The sequence below is a fragment of the Hymenobacter antarcticus genome, from assembly GCF_039539545.1.
GTDB lineage: Bacteria > Bacteroidota > Bacteroidia > Cytophagales > Hymenobacteraceae > Hymenobacter > Hymenobacter antarcticus.
In genome coordinates this window covers 1-17349 of the sequence record NZ_BAABDI010000025.1, presented here as the reverse complement: position 1 = coordinate 17349, position 17349 = coordinate 1, and the positions used below count along the sequence as shown (strand labels likewise).

The window sequence follows — 17349 nt, the reverse complement described above, 5'->3', positions numbered from 1 at the left end:
AGGTTTCGCAAGGTTGAAAGAAGTTTCGCAAGGGAATATCCTGGGGGGAAACTTTGCGAAACTTCCTCCAACCTCGCGAAACCTTGCGCGAATGTTGGATTGGGTTTTACTTTAGCACTTCTACCAGTGGAACACCGGTGCAGCCGCTGGGTTCCTGCAGGTGCAGGAAGCGCGCCAGGGTGGCCGCAATGTCGACGACCTGCACGGGCGCTACCGACTCGCCGTGCTTTACGTGCCAGCCCCAGAAAAGTAGCGGCACGTGCGTGTCGTAGGCCCACGATTCGCCGTGGGTCGTGCCCTTGGCCGGGAAGCTGTAGGCCTCGTACCAGCCGGGCTCCAGCACCACCAGCACGTCGCCGCAGCGCTTGGGGTAGTAGCCGTTTTCGAGGTACATGAGCGTACCGCTCTCCCAGTGCGATTTCTGGATGTCTTCGGCGGTGAGGGCGCGGCTCACGCCAGGCAGCTGCACCATCACCTGCACCACTTCCTCGGCCAGGTCGGCGAGCTTGATTTTCTTGTCGTTGGCCAGCGTGCGGTTGAGGTACACCTGCTGGTTTTCGTAGCTCAGCACCCAGTTGCCGGCCCCGTGGCGGCGCACGAGGCGGTTTTGCAAGGTGTCGCGCATCACGCTGGCCCCCACGGCGCCGGCCGGCAGGCTGTGGGCGCGCAGAAACTCGGGCGAGTGCGCCGCGCCGTGGTCGGCCGTGAGAAACACCAGCGCCTGGCCCTTGCCCACGGTCTGGTCGAGGTACTGAAACAGGCGGGCCAAATCCTGGTCGAGGCGCAGGTAGGTGTCCTCCACCTCAATGGAGTTGGGCCCGAACTGGTGGCCCACGTAGTCGGTGCTGCTGTAGCTCAGGGCCAGAAAATCAGTGATGCCGCGCTGGCCCAGCTGCTCGGCGCGGATGGCTTCCAGGGCCAGGTCGGTGGTGATGTTGTTGCCGAAGGGCGTGCTGGACAGCAGGCCCAGGTTGGGGGTGGCGGCGTTGGCGGGCGTGGCGCCGGCCTTGGGCGTGGCTGAGGCCTTCTGGCCGTCGGCGGCCGTCTGGCTGGCGGGGCCGGGCAGGTTGTCTTTGAGGGCCACGGCGGCCGGCACGCCGCTGATAGCGGGCAGGTTGTGCGGGAACACGGGCGCGGCTTCGCCCTTAAATGCCGCTTCCCACACCACGTTATCGGGCGAGCTTTCGGTGTACTCAGCAATGGGCCGCAACGTGTTCCAGGGGCGCGAAAGGTACTTGGCAGGCAGCCCGCGCTGGTTGAACTTCACCACCCAGTCGGGCAGGGTTTTCTGGTAAAAGGTGCTGGTGATAAAGGAGCCGTTGCCGCCGTCGTACCAATAGGCGGCGGTGGCGGCGTGGCCGGCGGGCAGGATGCTGCCCCGGTCCTTGATGCACACGCCAATGACTTTGCTCTGGAAATTGGTGGCCAGCCGCAGCTCGTCGGTGATGGTGGTGGTGAGCATGTGGCGGGGGCTCTGCTGGCCGGCCGCGCCGCTGCTGCCCACGCCCTGCACGGTCTTGTCCTCGGTCACGTAGGTGTTGTGGCCGGTTTCGCGCTCGTACCAGTTGTTGCCCACGATGCCGTTCACCGACGGCGTGGCCCCGGTGTAGATGCTGGCGTGGCCCGGCCCGGTGTAGGTGGGCACGTAGTTATAATGGCAGCTCTCGAAACTGAAGCCCTCCCCTAGCAAGCGCCGGAAACCGCCGTTGCCAAACTTGCTCCAGTAGCGGTAGATGTAGTCGTAGCGCATTTGGTCGACCACGATGCCCACCACCAGCCTGGGGCGCGCCAGGGCACCTGAAGGAGCCGTTTTAGCCGCGCTGCCGGCTTTTGATGGGAGGGTGCGCTTGGGGGTTTGGGCAGCGGCCGGGGCGGCTACCGCCGCCGCCAGCACGAAAGCAAGTATCTTTTTCAACGGAAAATGGGTAAGACTACGCAGCCACAAAGATACCCCGCGCCGTGCGCCAGCCGCGCACTTTCCCTTCTCTACTCGCATTACGTTCTCATTACGTGAAACCTGCCCTCATCTTCGACATGGACGGCGTGCTCGTCGACAACACGGCCTACCAGGCCCGCGCCTTCCAGCTGCTGTTCCGCGACCTCGGCCTGACCACCAACGCCCGCCAGCTCCTCAAGCGCCTGAACGGCATGCCCGCCCCGGACATCCTCAAGACCGTATTCCGCCACCCCGTGCCCAAAAAGCAGCTGGAGGAATATGCCGCACAGCGCGAGTTTCTCTACCGCACCCTCTACTGGAGCAAGCGGCGCGAATTGCCCGGCCTCACGGCCTTTCTGCGGGCGGCCCGCGCTGCGGGCCACCCCATCGGCTTGGGCACCGGCTCGGGTACGGAAACCATCAGCTACATCGTGGACCACCTCAGGCTGCGCCCGTTTTTCGATGTTATCGTGGGTAAAGACGACGTGGATAAGGGCAAACCCCACCCCGACACCTACCTCGCCACCGCCGCTAAGCTGGGTGTGAAGCCCGAAAACTGCATCGTTTTCGAGGACGCCGTACTGGGCGAGCAGGCCGCCTACCGGGCTGGTATGCGCTGCGTAGGCGTGGCTACTAGTCTTTCAGCACCCGACTTCCAAGCCCCGCTCACGGTTATCAAGGATTTCACTGACCTCATGCCTGCCCATTTGCTGGAGCTACTGGAGCAACAGCCTGAAGCGCCGAAGTCCGCCGGCCGAGTGCGCCGTTAGCTACTCCACCTTCAGCGGGCGGGCCACTCGCTGGTCGCCAGCCTGCACCTGTACCCGATACAGGCCGGGGGTGCGGCCCAGCAGCGGCACCTCGGCCGTGCCGCCAGCCTCGGTCAGGCTCACCGGCTGCTCAAATACGACCGTGCCCTGCGCATCAGTGAGAGTGATGGTGGCCCGCGTGGCACCCGCCACCGCTGGTACCTGCACCGTAGCGCGAATGTGGGCCGGATTGGGGTAAACACTCACCTCAGCCAACGGGGGCGGTTCTTGCGCGTGGGCAGCTGGTCCGGTCAGGACAACGGAAATAGCCATGCCTAGTAGCCAACCTATTCGGGAGATAACGACCAAGCTTTTCATTGTAAACCGGGAGAAAGCCGAGATGCAGCATAAAAAAGGCCCCCTTCCAACGGAAGCGGGCCTTTCAAATTGCATTCACTGCGAAGAATTACCCCGCCGCCAACGCCTCGGCCCCGCCCACGATTTCGAGAATCTCGGTCGTGATGGCCGCCTGACGCGTGCGGTTGTAGGTCAGCTTCAGCTCCTTCAGCAGCTCACCGGCATTGTCGGTAGCTTTGTCCATGGCCGTCATGCGGGCACCATGCTCCGAAGCGTTGCTTTCCAGCACCGCTTTGTAGAGCTGGATTTTGATGGACTGCGGAATCAGCGTCTGCACGATGTCTTCTTTCGAAGGCTCGAACAGGTAATCCACATTAGCCGTGAGGGCAGCCCCGGCGGGAGCCTCAATTTGCACCAGCGGCAGCAGCTGCTCGGTGCGGATAATCTGCGTAGCCACGTTGCGGAATTCGTTGAACACCATCACCACCTCATCGTAGGTGCCGGCCCGGAAGCCGTCCATGGCCACTTCCGCCGCCTCGCGCACCGTCTCGAACGACAGCTTGGCGAAAACGTGCGTGTAGTTGCCCACGATGTTGCCCTTGCGGGTGTAGTAGTCGTGCGCCTTCTTGCCAATGGCCATCACCGAAATGCTGGTGGCCGGCAGGTTGGCATAACGTCCGGCAATCAGCGCGTTCACGCCCTTGAACACGTTCGAATTGAACGCGCCGGCCAGGCCCCGGTCCGAAGTAACGGCAATAACCAGCACTTTATGCACCTCCCGCGCCACGCCGAAGTCGCTCACGATGTCGTCGTCGGCATTACGCGTCAGGTTCGCCAGAATGGTATTCAGCCGCTGCGCATAGGGCCGCATCCGGATAATGTTGTCCTGAGCGCGGCGCAGCTTAGCCGCCGCCACCATTTTCATGGCTTTGGTAATCTGCTGCGTGCTGCTCACCGACTGAATGCGGTTGCGGACTTCTTTTAAGCTTGCCATATTGAGGATAATCGAACGTCATGCTGAGCTTGCCGAAGCATCTCTACCGCAGTAGTAATCATTGCTGATTCAACGAAGCGGGAGAGATGCTTCGGCAAGCTCAGCATGACGTTCCTCTTATTAACTTGGTTCTTACTTCACCGCGTAGTTCGCCGAAACGTCCTTGGCTACCTCACGGATGGCCTTGGTGCCGGCGTCCTCCAGCTTGCCGGCTTTCAGGGCCTTCAGCACGTCGGGGTAGCGCGAGTTCATCACCTGGCCAAACTCCTTCTCGAACTCCCGCACGCGGTTCACGGGTACGGTGTCGAGCAGGCCGTTGGTGGCGGCGTAAATGATGGCCACCTGGTCTTCCACCTTCACGGGCGAAAACTGGGGCTGCTTCAAAATCTCCAGGTTGCGACGGCCACGCTCGATGGTGAGCTTGGTCGAGGCATCGAGGTCGGAGCCGAACTTGGCGAAAGCTTCCAGCTCGCGAAACTGGGCCTGGTCGAGTTTCAGCGTACCAGCCACTTTCTTCATCGACTTAATCTGGGCGTTACCCCCCACGCGCGATACCGAGATACCCACGTTGATAGCCGGCCGCACCCCCGAGTTGAACAGGTTGGTCTCAAGGAAAATCTGGCCGTCCGTAATCGAAATCACGTTGGTCGGGATATACGCCGATACGTCACCGGCCTGCGTCTCAATCAGGGGCAAAGCCGTGAGCGAGCCGCCGCCTTTCACCAAATGCTTGATGCTATCAGGCAGGTCGTTCATGTTCCGGGCGATTTCGTCCGAAGCGTTGATTTTAGCGGCCCGCTCCAGCAAGCGGCTGTGCAGATAGAATACGTCGCCGGGGTAAGCCTCACGTCCGGGAGGACGACGGAGCAGCAGCGACACCTCACGGTAAGCCACGGCCTGCTTGCTCAAGTCATCATACACCACGAGCGCGGGACGACCCGTGTCGCGGAAATACTCGCCGATGGCAGCACCGGTGAAAGGCGCGTAGAACTGCAGCGGCGCGGGGTCAGCCGCCGAAGCCGCTACCACCACCGTGTAGTCCATGGCACCGCCTTTGGTCAGCGACTGCACCACCTGGGCCACCGTCGAGGCCTTCTGGCCGATAGCGACATAGATGCAGAACACGGGCTCGCCGCGCTCGAAGAACTCGCGCTGGTTCAGGATGGTATCGATGGCCACAGCCGACTTGCCGGTCTGACGGTCACCGATAATCAGCTCGCGCTGACCACGGCCAATCGGAATCATCGCGTCAATCGACTTGATGCCGGTCTGCATCGGCTCAGTTACGGGCTGACGGTAGATTACACCGGGAGCCTTGCGCTCCAGGGGCATCTCATACAGCTCGCCGGTGATGGGACCGCGGCCGTCGATGGGGTTACCCAGCGTGTTTACCACGCGGCCCACGATGCCCTCGCCCACCTTGATAGAGGCAATTTTCTTGGTGCGCTTCACCGTGGCACCTTCCTGAATACCGGAGTAGTCGCCCAGCATTACGGCACCCACGTTGTCTTCTTCCAGGTTGAGCACGAGGGCCTGCAGGCCATTCTCGAACTCAATCAGCTCGCCCGCCTGGGCTTTGCCCAGTCCGTAGATACGGGCCACGCCGTCGCCCACCTGCAATACGGTGCCGACTTCTTCCAGCTCGGCTTCGGACTTGAAATTGGACAGTTGCTGCCGCAGGATTGCGGAGACTTCATCCGGACGTACTTCTGCCATTTGTTTGGGAATCTAAGTGATGAGGTGATGGAGGTGATGAAGGCAAAAAAGGTGGCCAACCAATGAACGTCATGCTGAGCTTGCCGAAGCATCTCGCGTGTGGTAGCAATTCAATCGTTCAACGGTGCGAGCGAGATGCTTCGACAAGCTCAGCATGACGCCCTCTTGGCTCCGTCACTTCATCACTAGTTATTTGAATAAGTATTTTCCTGCAAAGAGGTACGCAGCTTGCGAAGGCTGGTGCGCACCGAATCGTCAATCTGCTGGTCGCCCACCCGCAGCACGAAACCGCCGATGAGGCTGGCGTCCACCTTTTCGGTAAGCTTCACTTGCGTGAGGCCGGTCTGCTTGATTACCAGCTGCTCCAGCTCGGCCCGCGAGGCGGGCGTGAGCGGCGTGGCCGACGTGACTTCGGCGGTCTGAATGCCCTGCATCACGTTGTACTGCGCCTGAAACTCTGTGCCCATGCTTTCGAGCGCGGACTCCCGGTTTTTCTGGGTCAGGATGGTGAAAAACTGCATGGTCACGTCCGACACCTTGCCCTTGAAAATGGCGGTGAGGATGGCCAGCTTTTTATCGTGCTTCACAATCGGGTTGCGCAGCAAGAGGCGTAAATCGCGGTTTTCGGCCACGGTCTTACCCAGCAGGTCCATGTCCTGCTTCACCGTTTCCAGCGTGCCCATCTCCTTGCCCAAGTCGAGGAGCGACTTGGCGTAGCGGGCGGCTACTCGTTGGTCAGCCATATTATTTGGAGTTTGTCATGCTGAGCTTGCGAAGCATCTTATCAGGTCCGCAGTGCTCGGTAAGCTAAATCTGACGAAAGCAGCTGCGATAAGATGCTTCCTTCGTCAGCATGACAGACAGTTAGTTAAGCTTAACGTCTTTCAAATACGAATCCACCAGCTGCGTTTGGGCAGTGGGGTCAGTGAGCTCGCGGCGCAGGATGCGCTCGGCGATGTCGACCGACAGCTTGGCGGCGGTGTTCTTCACTTCAGCCAAGGCAATGTTCTTCTCCTGCTGAATGGCTTCGCGGGCCTGCTGGATAATGCGGTTGGCTTCTTCCGTGGCGCGGGCCTTTTCGGCGTCGCGGTGCTGGTTGGCCATCACGGTAGCTTCCTGCATCATGCGGTCGCGCTCGAGGCGGGCATCGGTCAGCAACTTCTCGTTGCCGGCTTTCAGCTGCTGCATCTCGATTTTGGCCTGGTCGGCCATGCGCAGGGCACCTTCGATGTTGTCTTCACGCTCTTTGAGCGCCAACAGAATCGGCTTCCAGGCAAACTTGCCCAGCAGAAACAGCACCAGCAGGAAAATAACCAGTTGCCAGAAAATCAGGCCGAGTTCAGGGGATAAAAAAGCTGGCAGCATTGATACGGTATAGTAAGGGGAAATCGAAAAATCCGACTAATCAACTATGCAGATTAGGAGCAGGTAAGCCCGCCGCGCCAACTGCATAGGCAGCAGCGGGCGGCGGGCTTCCAACTACTTCCGGGCACGGGGCCCGGCAGAATATCCTAGAGTTTGGTCCAGATAAGTACGCAGACTACGACTGCGAACAAGCCCAGGCCTTCAATCAGAGCGGCGGCGATAATCATAGCCGTCTGGATTTTGCCCGAAGCTTCCGGCTGACGGCCGATTGCATCCATGGCGCTGCCGCCGATGCGGCCAATGCCCAGGCCTACGCCCAAAGCCACCAAACCAGCACCGATACCGGCACCCATTACTGCCAAACCGGGACCGTAATTAGCTGCCATGGCAGCAACTTGCATCAACAAAGAAAGAAGCATAAAAAAAAGAAAAAGGGGAAAAGGGAAAAATTAGCCAGACCCGCTGCGGGGGGGGGGGATTGCAAGGGTCTGACTGAAACAATCAGAACATCGGGACGGCTGCGGGAGCCGTCCGACGGAAAGTCAAAAGAGGATTAGTGGGCAACGTGCGTCGAGGCCGAACCGTCGTCGTAGCCCATCTGCATGTCGGCATCGTGGTGGTCCTCCACCGCGCCGCCGATGTACATGGCGGTGAGCAGCGTGAAGATGAAAGCCTGCAGAATGGCCACCAGCAGTTCCAGTACGTTAATGAACAGACCGAAGGCGATAGTGACGGGAGCCACGGCCCACGACTTGAAGATGAACACCAGGCTAATGAAGCTCAACACCACGATGTGGCCCGCCGTGATGTTGGCGAACAGACGAATCATGAGCGAGAAGGGCTTGGTGAAGATGCCCAGAAACTCGACGATAATCATGATGGGCAACAGCGGCTTCGGCACGCCGGGCGTGGCGAAGATGTGGGCCCAGTAGTATTTGTTGCTGGAAGCCAGCGTGATAATCAAGGTAAGTGCTGCCAGCACCATGGTCACGGCGATGTTGCCGCTCAGGTTGGCCGCGCCGGGCATGAGGCCCAGCAGGTTGTTGAACCAGATGAAGAAGAAAGCCGTGAGCAAATAGGGCATGTAGCGCTCGTACTTGGGGCCGATGTTCTTCTTGGCCACTTCATCGCGGATGAAGATGATAACCGGCTCGAAGAACGACTGCATGCCTTTGGGAGCACGGCCGTGGTTGCGGCTGTAGCCCCGCGCTACGGCGGTGAAAACCAGCAGCATGAGCACGGCGCTAATCAGCAGCGAGGCGGTGTTTTTGGTAATTGAGAAGTCGTATACCTTGCTGCCGTCGAGGGCGACGAGCTTGTCTTCCTCCAGTTTGAGGCCGTTGTGGCTCTGGCCGTGGGCCAGCTTGCTGCCCGAGAACGTGCTCAGGCCCGCGCCGGGCTGGTAGGCGATGATGGGCAGCGGGATGCTGATGTGGTTGGCATGTTCGCCGGCTCCCAGGGTGGCCAGATGCCACTCGTGAGAATCACCGATATGCTCCAAAATCATTTCGCCGGGATTGAAGCCTTCCCCCTTGGCGGCCTCATTGGCGGGTTCGTTAGCGAAAACGGACAGGGATACGAAGCAAAGAAGAATCGAGAGTAAACGCTTCATTCAAAGTTAGTTAATGAGGAATTTCGGGCTAACGCGCTATCATTGCGCCACTTGCTTTCCTGAAATCGGCCGCAAGTTACTCAAAGTAGCCCAGATTTCAAACCCAGCCCACGAAAAGTACAGGATGAAGAAGGCGCCGAGGAAGGTCCAAACGCCCCGCGGCTCGCGCGCAATTCCGCTTGCCAGCAGCCATGTGACGAGGCCCAGCGACACCAGCAGCCGCACCGTCATGCCGATGAGGTAGCCAATGCCAAGGTTGTCGGGCGAGCGGGCTACAAGGCGCGCCGTAAGGCTGTAGGCAAACCAGGTAAGGCCCGCCATCACCACAAAAATGAGCCCCGTGCGCGGGTGCACTACGGCCGGCCCGTACACGAGGTGCAGCCCAAAAATCAGGAGGGCCAGCCCACCGCCAAAAATCAAAAACTGGCGCAGGAACTGCATCATAGTAGTACTCTTTAGTAGGAAGAAGGCCGCCGTTTACTCCACGTCTTTGGTGAGGCTGCGGATAACCTGGAACAGCGCGACCAGCACCCCAAGCAGCATGAGCCCGATGGTGAACCAGGGATTGCGCGACTGGTACCGCTCATCAAGCCATGTGCCCAGCCAGGTGCTGCCACCGATGATGGCCAGCATTTGGAAGGCTAGGCCCGAATACTTGGCGAAGGCGCGGAGACGGTTGGAACCGGGCGGCGGGGACTCGGGCAGGGTGGGCATGATGGATGGCGGAAAAGCGGCCCGGCAAAGTTACGCCGGGCGCGGGGCTACGTTTGCCCCGGGAAAAACGTAATTTTACCCGTTCGGCTTCGTTATCTGACTGGGCCGACGAACATTTTCGGCTGCTTTGGACGTTCCGGCTGCTCTGGTCCGTCCTTTCCTTCGCTCTTGACTTTGACACATCAACTGCTGACTACCCGCTGGGCAACGCTGCTCCTGGCCCTGCTGGGGCTGGGCGCGGCGGGCTGTGCATCGGACAAAAACCTGGTGGCGCACGCGTTCAACAACGTGGCGGCCCGGGACAATGCCTACTTCCTGGCCCGCGAAAAGCTGCACGCCGTTGAGGACAAGCTCTACGGCAGCCGGGTGAACGACTACAACCAGACGCTACCGCTGTTCCCGACCCTGGACAGCACCAGCGTGCGCGCCAACCGGGCCGAGCTGAACGACATTATCAAGAAGGCTTCGATGCCGATTCAGCACCGGGCGGGCTCCGACTGGACCGATGATGCCTACGTACTGGTGGGCTGGTCGCGGTTTTATCAGATGCAGTTTGATGACGCGGCGCTCACGTTTAAGTACGTGAACTCGACCAGCAAGGACGCCAATGCCAAGCACGAAGCGCTGATTGGGCTGATGCGCACCTTCGTGGCGCAGGGCGAGCTGGAGAGCGCCAAGGCGGTGTCGGACCTGCTGGACAAGGAAACCGGCTTGCCGCAGGATGCGCGCCAGCTGTTTCTGACCCGCGCCGACTACTACATCCGCACGGGCGAGCCGGCCAGGGCTATTCCGCAGCTGGAAAAGGCCATTCCGCTGATTGATTTCAAGAACGAACGGTCGCGGACGCGCTACGTGCTGGCGCAGCTGTATCAGGAAGCGAGCGAGAACAAGAAGGCCTACGAGCAGCTCGGCCTGATTTTGAAGCGCAACCCGCCGTACGAGCTGGACTTTCAGTCGAAGCTGATGCTGGCCCAGGTTTCGGAGCTGAGCCCGGCCGACCGGCTGAAGCTGGACAAGAACTTCGCGGGCCTGCTGAAAGACCTCAAGAACAAGGACTACCGCGACAAGATTTACTACGAGATGGCGCGGCTCAACTACCGCGAACAGAACTACCCGGCGGCGCTGAAGCTGCTGCGCCAGTCCATCGCGGCCACCACCACCAACCGCCTGCAAAAGAGCTACACCTACCTGCTGGCGGGCCGCATCTACTACGAAAACCTGCAGAAGTACCGCCTGGCCGCCGCTTACTACGACAGCACGGTGCAGAGCCTGGCCCCGGAGGCCCGCACCTACGCGGCCATCAAGGAGCGGAGCGACATTCTCAAGGAATTCGCCAAGCAGTACACCATTATCGAAACGCAGGACAGCCTGCAGGCCCTGGCCCGCCTGGGAAGCGACGACCTCACGCAGCGCCTCAACCAGTATGCCGACGCCGAAATACTGGCGAAGCAGAAGGAAGCGGCCCGCCTGGCAGCGATTCAGAAGACCCAGGACCGGGCCGCTGAAATTGCCTCGCGCACCAGCAGCAGCGGCAGTTCCTTGGGCTCGTCGCTGCCCGGCGGTGCCCCGGCCCCCGACCTGACGGCTTTCGACCCCACCGCGGCGGGCACGGGGGCTAAGTGGTACTTCGACAACCCCGCCACGCTGGGCACGGCCCGCGCCGACTTCCTGCGGAAATACGGCGACCGGCAGCTGCAGGACAACTGGCGAACCAGCCGGCAGGCCAGCAGCTCGCCCAACACCCCGGCCAACGGGGGGGCTCCGGTATCGATGACCGGCAACAGCGATACCCGCGTGAACGGAGGTACTGATAACGAGCTGGTGGCAACGGCCGCCGTCGCCAACCCCGACGCGGAAAAGCAGACGCTGGTGACGCAGTATCGCAAAGACCTGCCCCTCACGCCCCAAATGCTGCAAGTATCAGACAAGCAGGTGGAGGCGGCGCTGTATGAGCTGGGCGGCATCTACAAAGAGCAGCTGAAGGAGCGCGACAAGGGCATCGAAACCTACGAGAAGCAGGTGACCCGCTACGAGCGCGGCGAACACGCGCCCGATGCCTACTACCTTCTGTATCTGCACTATAAGGATAAGCCCGACGCGGCTAAGATGGCGCAGTACGCGGCGGCCCTGCAACGGGAATTTCCGACTTCGCTCTATGCCAGACTGATTGCCGACCCCTTGTACCGTGAGCATCAGCTGGCCTTGCACAACGCCGTGGCCAGCCGCGTCGATTCGGCTTTTACCTACTACAAAAACCAGGAGTTTCGCAAGGCGACCGCCGTGCTGGCCCGCACCGATAAGACCTACCCGAAGAGCGACCTGAGCGACCGGGTGGCCTACCTGAAAACCCTGCTCATCATCCGCACCCAGCCGCCGCTCACGGCCCGTACTTCGGTAGAGAAGTTTTACAAGGACTTTCCCGACAGCCCGCTGGTGCCGCAGGCGCAGGCGCTGGCCCAGGCGTATATGCGCCGCGAAACGGGCGAGATTGCCGGGGCCCTGGCCTCGACGGAGAAACCCGTGGTATCCATCTTCCGGCCCGGCGAGATTGATAACCGCATGCGCATCGTGTACCGCGCTGACGAAAGCCCGGCCAAGGCCATTCCGGCTGCCCCGGCCCCGGCGGCCACTAAAGCAGCCTCGGCGACAACCCCGACCCCGGCCGCCAAAACCCCGCTGCCAGCCCCCAGCGGCTCGGCCGGCCCGGCACCGGTGGGCGCTCCGCAGCCGGCCCCGGCAGCAGCCCCCGCGCAGAAACTGCCGGCTCCCCCGGTTTCGGCGCCGGCAAACCTGCCGGCCACGCCAGCCCCAGCCACTAGCGCGCCGGTTACTGGTGCCAGCCCGGCTCCGGCCGTGCCCACGGCTCCGGCCACGGCTTACACCACGCAGCTGAGCGGGGCGCACGCCGTGGTGCTGGTGTTCCCGAAAGCAACGCCCGCTGCCGCCGACCTGCCCACTCAGCTGGGAACGTATAACAACCGCTTCTTCCGGGCCAATAACCTGCAGGTGGCGGCCCAGCCCCTTGGCACCGACCAGGACCTGGTGGTGGTGCGGGCCCTGCCGGGGTCCAAAGTGGCCCAGAGCTACGCCACCAAGCTGCGCGGGCCGCAGTCGCCGCTGGCGCGCCTGCGCGGGGCCGGCTACCAGGCCGTGGTTATCAGCCTCGAAAACCTGACGCTGCTGCAAGCTACCGGCGATTTGGCCGGGTATCTGGCCTTTTACCAGCGCGTATATAAATGAGTTAAAAGGCAGGAATTATGAGTTATGAGTTCGCAGTTGGACCTTTGCGCGGTGGTTAGGTCTGCTTGAGTTTTAACTCCTGACTTTTAACTCCCAACTCTTAACTCTAACGGATGCCCCCCTCCTCGCCTGCCCGTCGCCCCAAGCCTTTAGCCCCCAAACCAGCGCGTTCGGGGCGGTTCACGGCGTTCACGCGCACCATGTGGCTACTGTTTGGCGCGGGTGTGGTGGGCCTGGGCCTGTTTGTGCTGGCCGTGAGCGGCAACTTTCTGAACCTGTTTGGGCGCATGCCCAACCTCAAAACCCTGGAAAACCCGCGCTCTGAGCTGGCCTCCGAAATTTATTCGGCCGATGGGGTGCTGCTGGGCAAGTACTTCCGCGAGAACCGCACGCCCGCCGAATTCAAGGACCTGCCCCAGAACCTGGTTGATGCCCTCATCGCCACCGAAGACGTGCGGTTTGAGCAGCATTCGGGCATCGATATGAAGAGCATCATGCGGGCCGTGGCCGGCGTGGCCACGTTCAACCGCAACGGCGGCGGCTCCACCCTCACCCAGCAGGTGGCCAAGGTGCTGTTCAAAACCCGCCCCGGCGAGCAAAGCAACCTCAATGATGGCTCGCTCAACGGCAGCGGCAAGGTGGGCCTGCTCATCACCAAGGCCAAGGAATGGATTCTGGCCATCCGGCTGGAGCGCAACTACACCAAGCGCGAAATCCTGCGCATGTACCTCAACACCGTGGAGTACGGCTCGAACTCGTTCGGCATCAACACCGCCGCCAAAACGTTCTTCAACAAAAAGCCCAAGGACCTGACCACGCCCGAGGCCGCCACGCTGGTAGGCATCGTGAACGCGCCCGGCCGCTTCAGCCCCATTGCCCACCCGGTGCGCTCGCGGCTACGCCGCAACTGGGTGCTGCGCCAGATGGCCAAGTCCAACTACATCACCGATGCCGAGCTGGCCGCCGATACGGCCCGGCCCATCGTGCTGCACTACTCCGTGGAGAATCCCACCAAGGGCCTGGCCCCCTACTTCCGGTCCGAAGTGGCCAAATCCCTCATCGCCTGGGCCAGGGAAACCGACCACGACCTCTACGCCGATGGCCTGAAAATCTATACCACCATCGACTCGCGGATGCAAACCTACGCCGAGAAATCGGTGGCCGAGCACCTGGCCTTGCAGCAGAAATGGTTCACCGCCCACTGGAAGGGCCAGCTGCCCTGGCGTGACGAAAACGGCAAGGTTATCCCCGAATTCCTGAACAAGGCCATGCGCCGCACCCAGCGCTACAAGTCGCTGATGAACATCCACGACGGGAACCGCGACTCGGTGAACTTCTACCTGCGTAAGAAGTACAAGATGCAGGTGTTCACCTGGCAGGGCGAGAAGGAAATGTACCTCTCGCCGCTCGATTCGCTGGCCTACTACAAGCGCTACCTGCAAGCCGGGTTCATGGCCATGAACCCGCTCAACGGCCAGATTAAGGCCTGGGTGGGCGGCCCCAACTACAAGTTCTTCAAGTTCGACCACGTGCGCCAGGGCAAGCGCCAGCCGGGCTCCACGTTCAAGCCCATCGTGTACGTGGCGGCCATCGACCAGAACTACTCGCCCTGCTACCCCCGGCCCGACGTGGCGACCACGTTCCCGGCCGTGGCCGGCCGCGCTGCCTACACGCCCCGCAACTTTGAGGGCGTCTTCACGGGGCGCACTTTCACGCTGCGCCAGGCCCTGGCCCGCTCCATGAACTCCATCACGGCCTGGCTGGTGATGAAGCTCACGCCCGAAACCATCGTGAGCTACGCCAAGCGCCTGGGCATCACTTCGCCCATCGAGGCGGTACCGTCCATGGGCTTCGGCACGTCCGATTGCAGCATCTACGAGCTGTGCGGGGCGTACTCCACGTTCGTCAACAAGGGCGTCTGGACCTCCCCCACCATGGTCACGCGCATCGAGGACAAGAACGGCAACGTACTGCGCGAGTTCGTGCCCCAGACCAAGGAAGTGCTCAGCGAAGAAACCGCTTACATCATGACCAACATGCTGCAAGCCAGCACCACCGAGCCCGGCGGCACCAGCACTATCCTGCACACCGGCTTCAAGTTTCCGTACGAAATCGGGGCCAAAACCGGCACCACCAGCAACTACTCCGACGGCTGGTTCATGGGCATCACCCCCGACCTGGTCTGCGGCATGTGGATTGGCGGCGAGGACCGCAGCATCCACTTCCGCACCGGCACCTACGGCCAGGGCGCGCGCCTGGCCCTGCCCCTCTACGGCCTGTTTATGCAGAAGGTATACAAGGACAAAAGTATCGGCATCAGCACCGCGCCCTTCCCCAGGCCCGCGGCCCCGCTCGGCATCGAAATCGACTGCTCGAAGTACTACGGCGGCCAGCGCGACACCATTCCCGACGCCCAGAAAATGCAGGTGCCCAACGCCGGCGACCTGGACGACCAGGACATCTAAATCACAGACTACCGCTGATTAACCGTGATTTCGCTGATTTTTTTCGGTGAAATTGGTTGAGCAACGGTTTTAAAAAATGACCGGCGACTTTTGCTGGTCATTTTTTGTTACGGGTAGCGTCTTCCGAGTTGGGTTTTCAACCCTAGCCGACACCTTCTTCCACTTCGTCCAATACGCCGCCTAAATCAGCGTAATCACGGTTAATCAGCGACAATCTGCGATTTATGGCAGCCAATCCCGAGCTACAAGCCCTCATCAATGCCCTGCCCCACAAGCCCGGCGTGTACAAGTACTTCGACGACGAGGGCATCATCTACGTGGGCAAGGCCATCGACCTGCGCAAGCGCGTGAGCAGCTACTTCACCAAGCAGGACCATAATAAGAAAACCCAACAGCTGGTCCGCAACATCAAGCGCCTGGAATTCACGATTGTCGATTCCGAATCCGACGCGTTTCTGCTCGAGAATAACCTCATCAAGCAGCACCAGCCCAAGTATAATATCCTGCTGAAGGACGGCAAAACCTACCCCTTCCTCTGCCTCACCAACGAGCGGTTCCCCCGCCTCATCCCCACCCGCAACAAGATTAACGACGGCTCGCGCTACTACGGCCCCTACGCCAACGGCACCGCCCTCAACGTGCTGCTGGAACTCATCCGCGCCCTGTATCCGCTCCGCACCTGCAACTACAACCTGAGCGCCGCCAACGTCGAGGCCGGCAAGTTCAAGCCCTGCCTGGAGCTGCAAATCGGCAACTGCAACGCCCCCTGCATTGCCCGCGAAGACGAGGCCACCTACAACGCCTACATCCAGCAAATCCGCAACATCCTCAACGGCGACCTGCGCATTCCCAAGCAGTATTTCCGCGAGCGCATGAGCGCTGCCGCCCAGGACATGCAGTACGAGCTGGCCCACCAGTTCAAGCAGAAGCTCGATAAGCTCGAAGACTTCCAGGCGAAGTCCACCATCGTGAGCGACACGCTCACCAACATCGACGTATTTGCCATCGCCAGCAACGAGAAATCCGGCTTCATCACGTATTTAAAGGTGATGAACGGCAGCATCATCCTCACCCAATCCCTCGAAGTCACCAAAAAGCTGGACGAGGACGATGCCGAAATCCTGGCCCCGCTCATCATGCAGCTGCGCCAGGAATTTGAAAGCGAGTCGAAGGAAATACTTACCAACGTGGCCGTCGAGCTCCCCCTGCCCGGCACCACCCTCACCGTCCCCCAAATCGGCGACAAGCGCAAGCTGCTCGAACTGGCCATCAAAAACGTGCTCTACGCCCGCAAGGAGAAGGAAAGCATGAACGAAAAGAGCAAGGACAGCAACGAGGTGCGCATCATGGAAACCATCAAGAAGGACCTGCGCCTCACCGAGCTCCCCAAGCACATCGAATGCTTCGACAACTCCAACTTCCAGGGCGATAACCCCGTGGCCGCCATGGTCTGCTTCCGCAATTCCAAACCCAGCAAGCGCGACTACCGCCACTACCACATCAAAACCGTTATCGGCCCCAACGACTTCGACTCCATGTACGAAGTCGTGTCGCGCCGCTACCGCCGCCTCGTCGATGAAGGGGCCAGCCTCCCGCAACTCGTCATCGTCGATGGCGGCAAGGGCCAGCTCAGCATGGCCGTCAAGGCCCTGAAAGACCTCAACCTCTGGGGCCAGATTGCCGTCATCGGCATCGCCAAGCGCCTCGAAGAAATCTACGTTCCTAATGACCCGCTGCCTATCTACATCGACAAACGGAGCGAGTCCCTCCGCCTCTTCCAGCGCATGCGCGACGAAGTCCACCGTTTCGGTATCACCTTCCACCGCTCGCTCCGCGATGCCGGCACCCTCAAAACCGAGCTCACCGATGTCAAAGGCCTCGGCCCCGTCACCGCCGACAAGCTCCTCAACAAGTTCAAATCCGTCAAAAAAATCCGCGAGCTCACCGAAGCCGAGCTAATCACCGAAGTCGGCAAAGCCAAAGCCAAAATCCTCCAGACCTACTTTGCCGAGCACCAAGCCCCCTCCCACCCCATGCCCGCCCGCCAGCTCCCCAGCTAACCGCATAGCACATAATGTCTCGTCCGGCTATATGTTGACAGGAATAAGGCAAGGGCCCTGCTCGGATTTTCCGGCGGGGCTTTTTCCTTGCAAATGGACTTGATTGGGGGTTAAGTAATTCAGGGCCAGGTGGGGCCGTTC

14 protein-coding genes are annotated in these 17349 nt (G+C 60.8%); 4 read left to right on the top strand and 10 right to left on the bottom strand.

The features are described 5' to 3' along the window. Positions 1-106 precede the first annotated feature (106 nt). Positions 107-1915, bottom strand: a complete 1809-nt coding sequence (locus ABD819_RS15890; protein ID WP_345125842.1) for an alkaline phosphatase family protein — start codon at positions 1913-1915, stop codon at positions 107-109. A gap of 95 nt (positions 1916-2010) precedes the next feature. On the opposite strand from ABD819_RS15890, the gene ABD819_RS15885 reads away from it, so the two are divergent. Next, positions 2011-2706, top strand: a complete 696-nt coding sequence (locus tag ABD819_RS15885; RefSeq protein WP_345125841.1) for an HAD family hydrolase — start codon at positions 2011-2013, stop codon at positions 2704-2706. Here the strand turns inward: ABD819_RS15885 and ABD819_RS15880 are convergent, their stop codons facing one another. From ABD819_RS15880 to ABD819_RS15840, 9 genes are all read right to left on the bottom strand, one after another. Continuing rightward, entirely contained in the window at positions 2707-3018 is a 312-nt protein-coding gene (locus ABD819_RS15880) for a T9SS type A sorting domain-containing protein (RefSeq protein WP_345125840.1), read from the bottom strand. A 133-nt stretch (positions 3019-3151) separates the two neighbouring features. Beyond that, the gene (gene atpG, locus ABD819_RS15875; RefSeq protein ID WP_345125839.1) at positions 3152-4036 is read right to left on the bottom strand and encodes an ATP synthase F1 subunit gamma; all 885 of its coding nucleotides are present in this window, start codon (positions 4034-4036) and stop codon (positions 3152-3154) included. Between the two features lie 132 nt (positions 4037-4168). Next, positions 4169-5752 (bottom strand): F0F1 ATP synthase subunit alpha, encoded by a 1584-nt coding sequence (atpA, locus tag ABD819_RS15870; protein ID WP_345125838.1) that lies wholly within the window; start codon positions 5750-5752, stop codon positions 4169-4171. Positions 5753-5937: 185 nt separating this feature from the next. Further along, the gene (gene atpH, locus ABD819_RS15865; protein WP_345125837.1) at positions 5938-6495 is read right to left on the bottom strand and encodes an ATP synthase F1 subunit delta; all 558 of its coding nucleotides are present in this window, start codon (positions 6493-6495) and stop codon (positions 5938-5940) included. A 121-nt stretch (positions 6496-6616) separates the two neighbouring features. Next, positions 6617-7117 carry a F0F1 ATP synthase subunit B gene (gene atpF, locus ABD819_RS15860; RefSeq protein ID WP_345125836.1) on the bottom strand — a complete coding sequence of 167 codons (501 nt, stop codon included), beginning with the start codon at positions 7115-7117 and terminating at the stop codon, positions 6617-6619. Positions 7118-7263: 146 nt separating this feature from the next. Beyond that, a complete protein-coding gene (atpE, locus tag ABD819_RS15855) occupies positions 7264-7536 on the bottom strand; it encodes an ATP synthase F0 subunit C (RefSeq protein WP_345125835.1) in 273 nt (90 codons plus the stop codon). Positions 7537-7670: 134 nt separating this feature from the next. Continuing rightward, the gene (gene atpB / locus ABD819_RS15850) at positions 7671-8729 is read right to left on the bottom strand and encodes a F0F1 ATP synthase subunit A (RefSeq protein WP_345125834.1); all 1059 of its coding nucleotides are present in this window, start codon (positions 8727-8729) and stop codon (positions 7671-7673) included. Between the two features lie 39 nt (positions 8730-8768). Further along, positions 8769-9173, bottom strand: coding sequence for a hypothetical protein (locus ABD819_RS15845; protein ID WP_345125833.1), 405 nt, complete (start codon positions 9171-9173; stop codon positions 8769-8771). A 33-nt stretch (positions 9174-9206) separates the two neighbouring features. Next, positions 9207-9443: an AtpZ/AtpI family protein gene (locus ABD819_RS15840; RefSeq protein ID WP_345125832.1), complete on the bottom strand. Its 237-nt coding sequence runs from the start codon at positions 9441-9443 to the stop codon at positions 9207-9209. 174 nt (positions 9444-9617) lie between these two features. On the opposite strand from ABD819_RS15840, the gene porW reads away from it, so the two are divergent. The 3 genes from porW (at position 9618) to uvrC (ending at position 17208) form a co-directional block, all read left to right on the top strand. Further along, positions 9618-12683, top strand: coding sequence for a type IX secretion system periplasmic lipoprotein PorW/SprE (gene porW / locus ABD819_RS15835; RefSeq protein ID WP_345125831.1), 3066 nt, complete (start codon positions 9618-9620; stop codon positions 12681-12683). A 200-nt stretch (positions 12684-12883) separates the two neighbouring features. Next, positions 12884-15148, top strand: coding sequence for a penicillin-binding protein 1A (locus ABD819_RS15830; protein WP_345125830.1), 2265 nt, complete (start codon positions 12884-12886; stop codon positions 15146-15148). Between the two features lie 224 nt (positions 15149-15372). After that, positions 15373-17208 carry an excinuclease ABC subunit UvrC gene (gene uvrC / locus ABD819_RS15825; protein WP_345125829.1) on the top strand — a complete coding sequence of 612 codons (1836 nt, stop codon included), beginning with the start codon at positions 15373-15375 and terminating at the stop codon, positions 17206-17208. Positions 17209-17349 lie beyond the last annotated feature (141 nt).

Coding starts and splice junctions, on each gene's coding strand:
- ABD819_RS15840 (WP_345125832.1), bottom strand. CDS start 9,443: ATGCCCACCCTGCCCGAGTCCCCGCCGCCCGGTTCCAACCGTCTCCGC.
- atpB (WP_345125834.1), bottom strand. CDS start 8,729: ATGAAGCGTTTACTCTCGATTCTTCTTTGCTTCGTATCCCTGTCCGTT.
- atpG (WP_345125839.1), bottom strand. CDS start 4,036: ATGGCAAGCTTAAAAGAAGTCCGCAACCGCATTCAGTCGGTGAGCAGC.
- ABD819_RS15830 (WP_345125830.1), top strand. CDS start 12,884: ATGTGGCTACTGTTTGGCGCGGGTGTGGTGGGCCTGGGCCTGTTTGTG.
- ABD819_RS15845 (WP_345125833.1), bottom strand. CDS start 9,173: ATGATGCAGTTCCTGCGCCAGTTTTTGATTTTTGGCGGTGGGCTGGCC.
- uvrC (WP_345125829.1), top strand. CDS start 15,373: ATGGCAGCCAATCCCGAGCTACAAGCCCTCATCAATGCCCTGCCCCAC.
- atpA (WP_345125838.1), bottom strand. CDS start 5,752: ATGGCAGAAGTACGTCCGGATGAAGTCTCCGCAATCCTGCGGCAGCAA.
- atpE (WP_345125835.1), bottom strand. CDS start 7,536: ATGCTTCTTTCTTTGTTGATGCAAGTTGCTGCCATGGCAGCTAATTAC.
- ABD819_RS15880 (WP_345125840.1), bottom strand. CDS start 3,018: ATGGCTATTTCCGTTGTCCTGACCGGACCAGCTGCCCACGCGCAAGAA.
- atpH (WP_345125837.1), bottom strand. CDS start 6,495: ATGGCTGACCAACGAGTAGCCGCCCGCTACGCCAAGTCGCTCCTCGAC.
- atpF (WP_345125836.1), bottom strand. CDS start 7,117: ATGCTGCCAGCTTTTTTATCCCCTGAACTCGGCCTGATTTTCTGGCAA.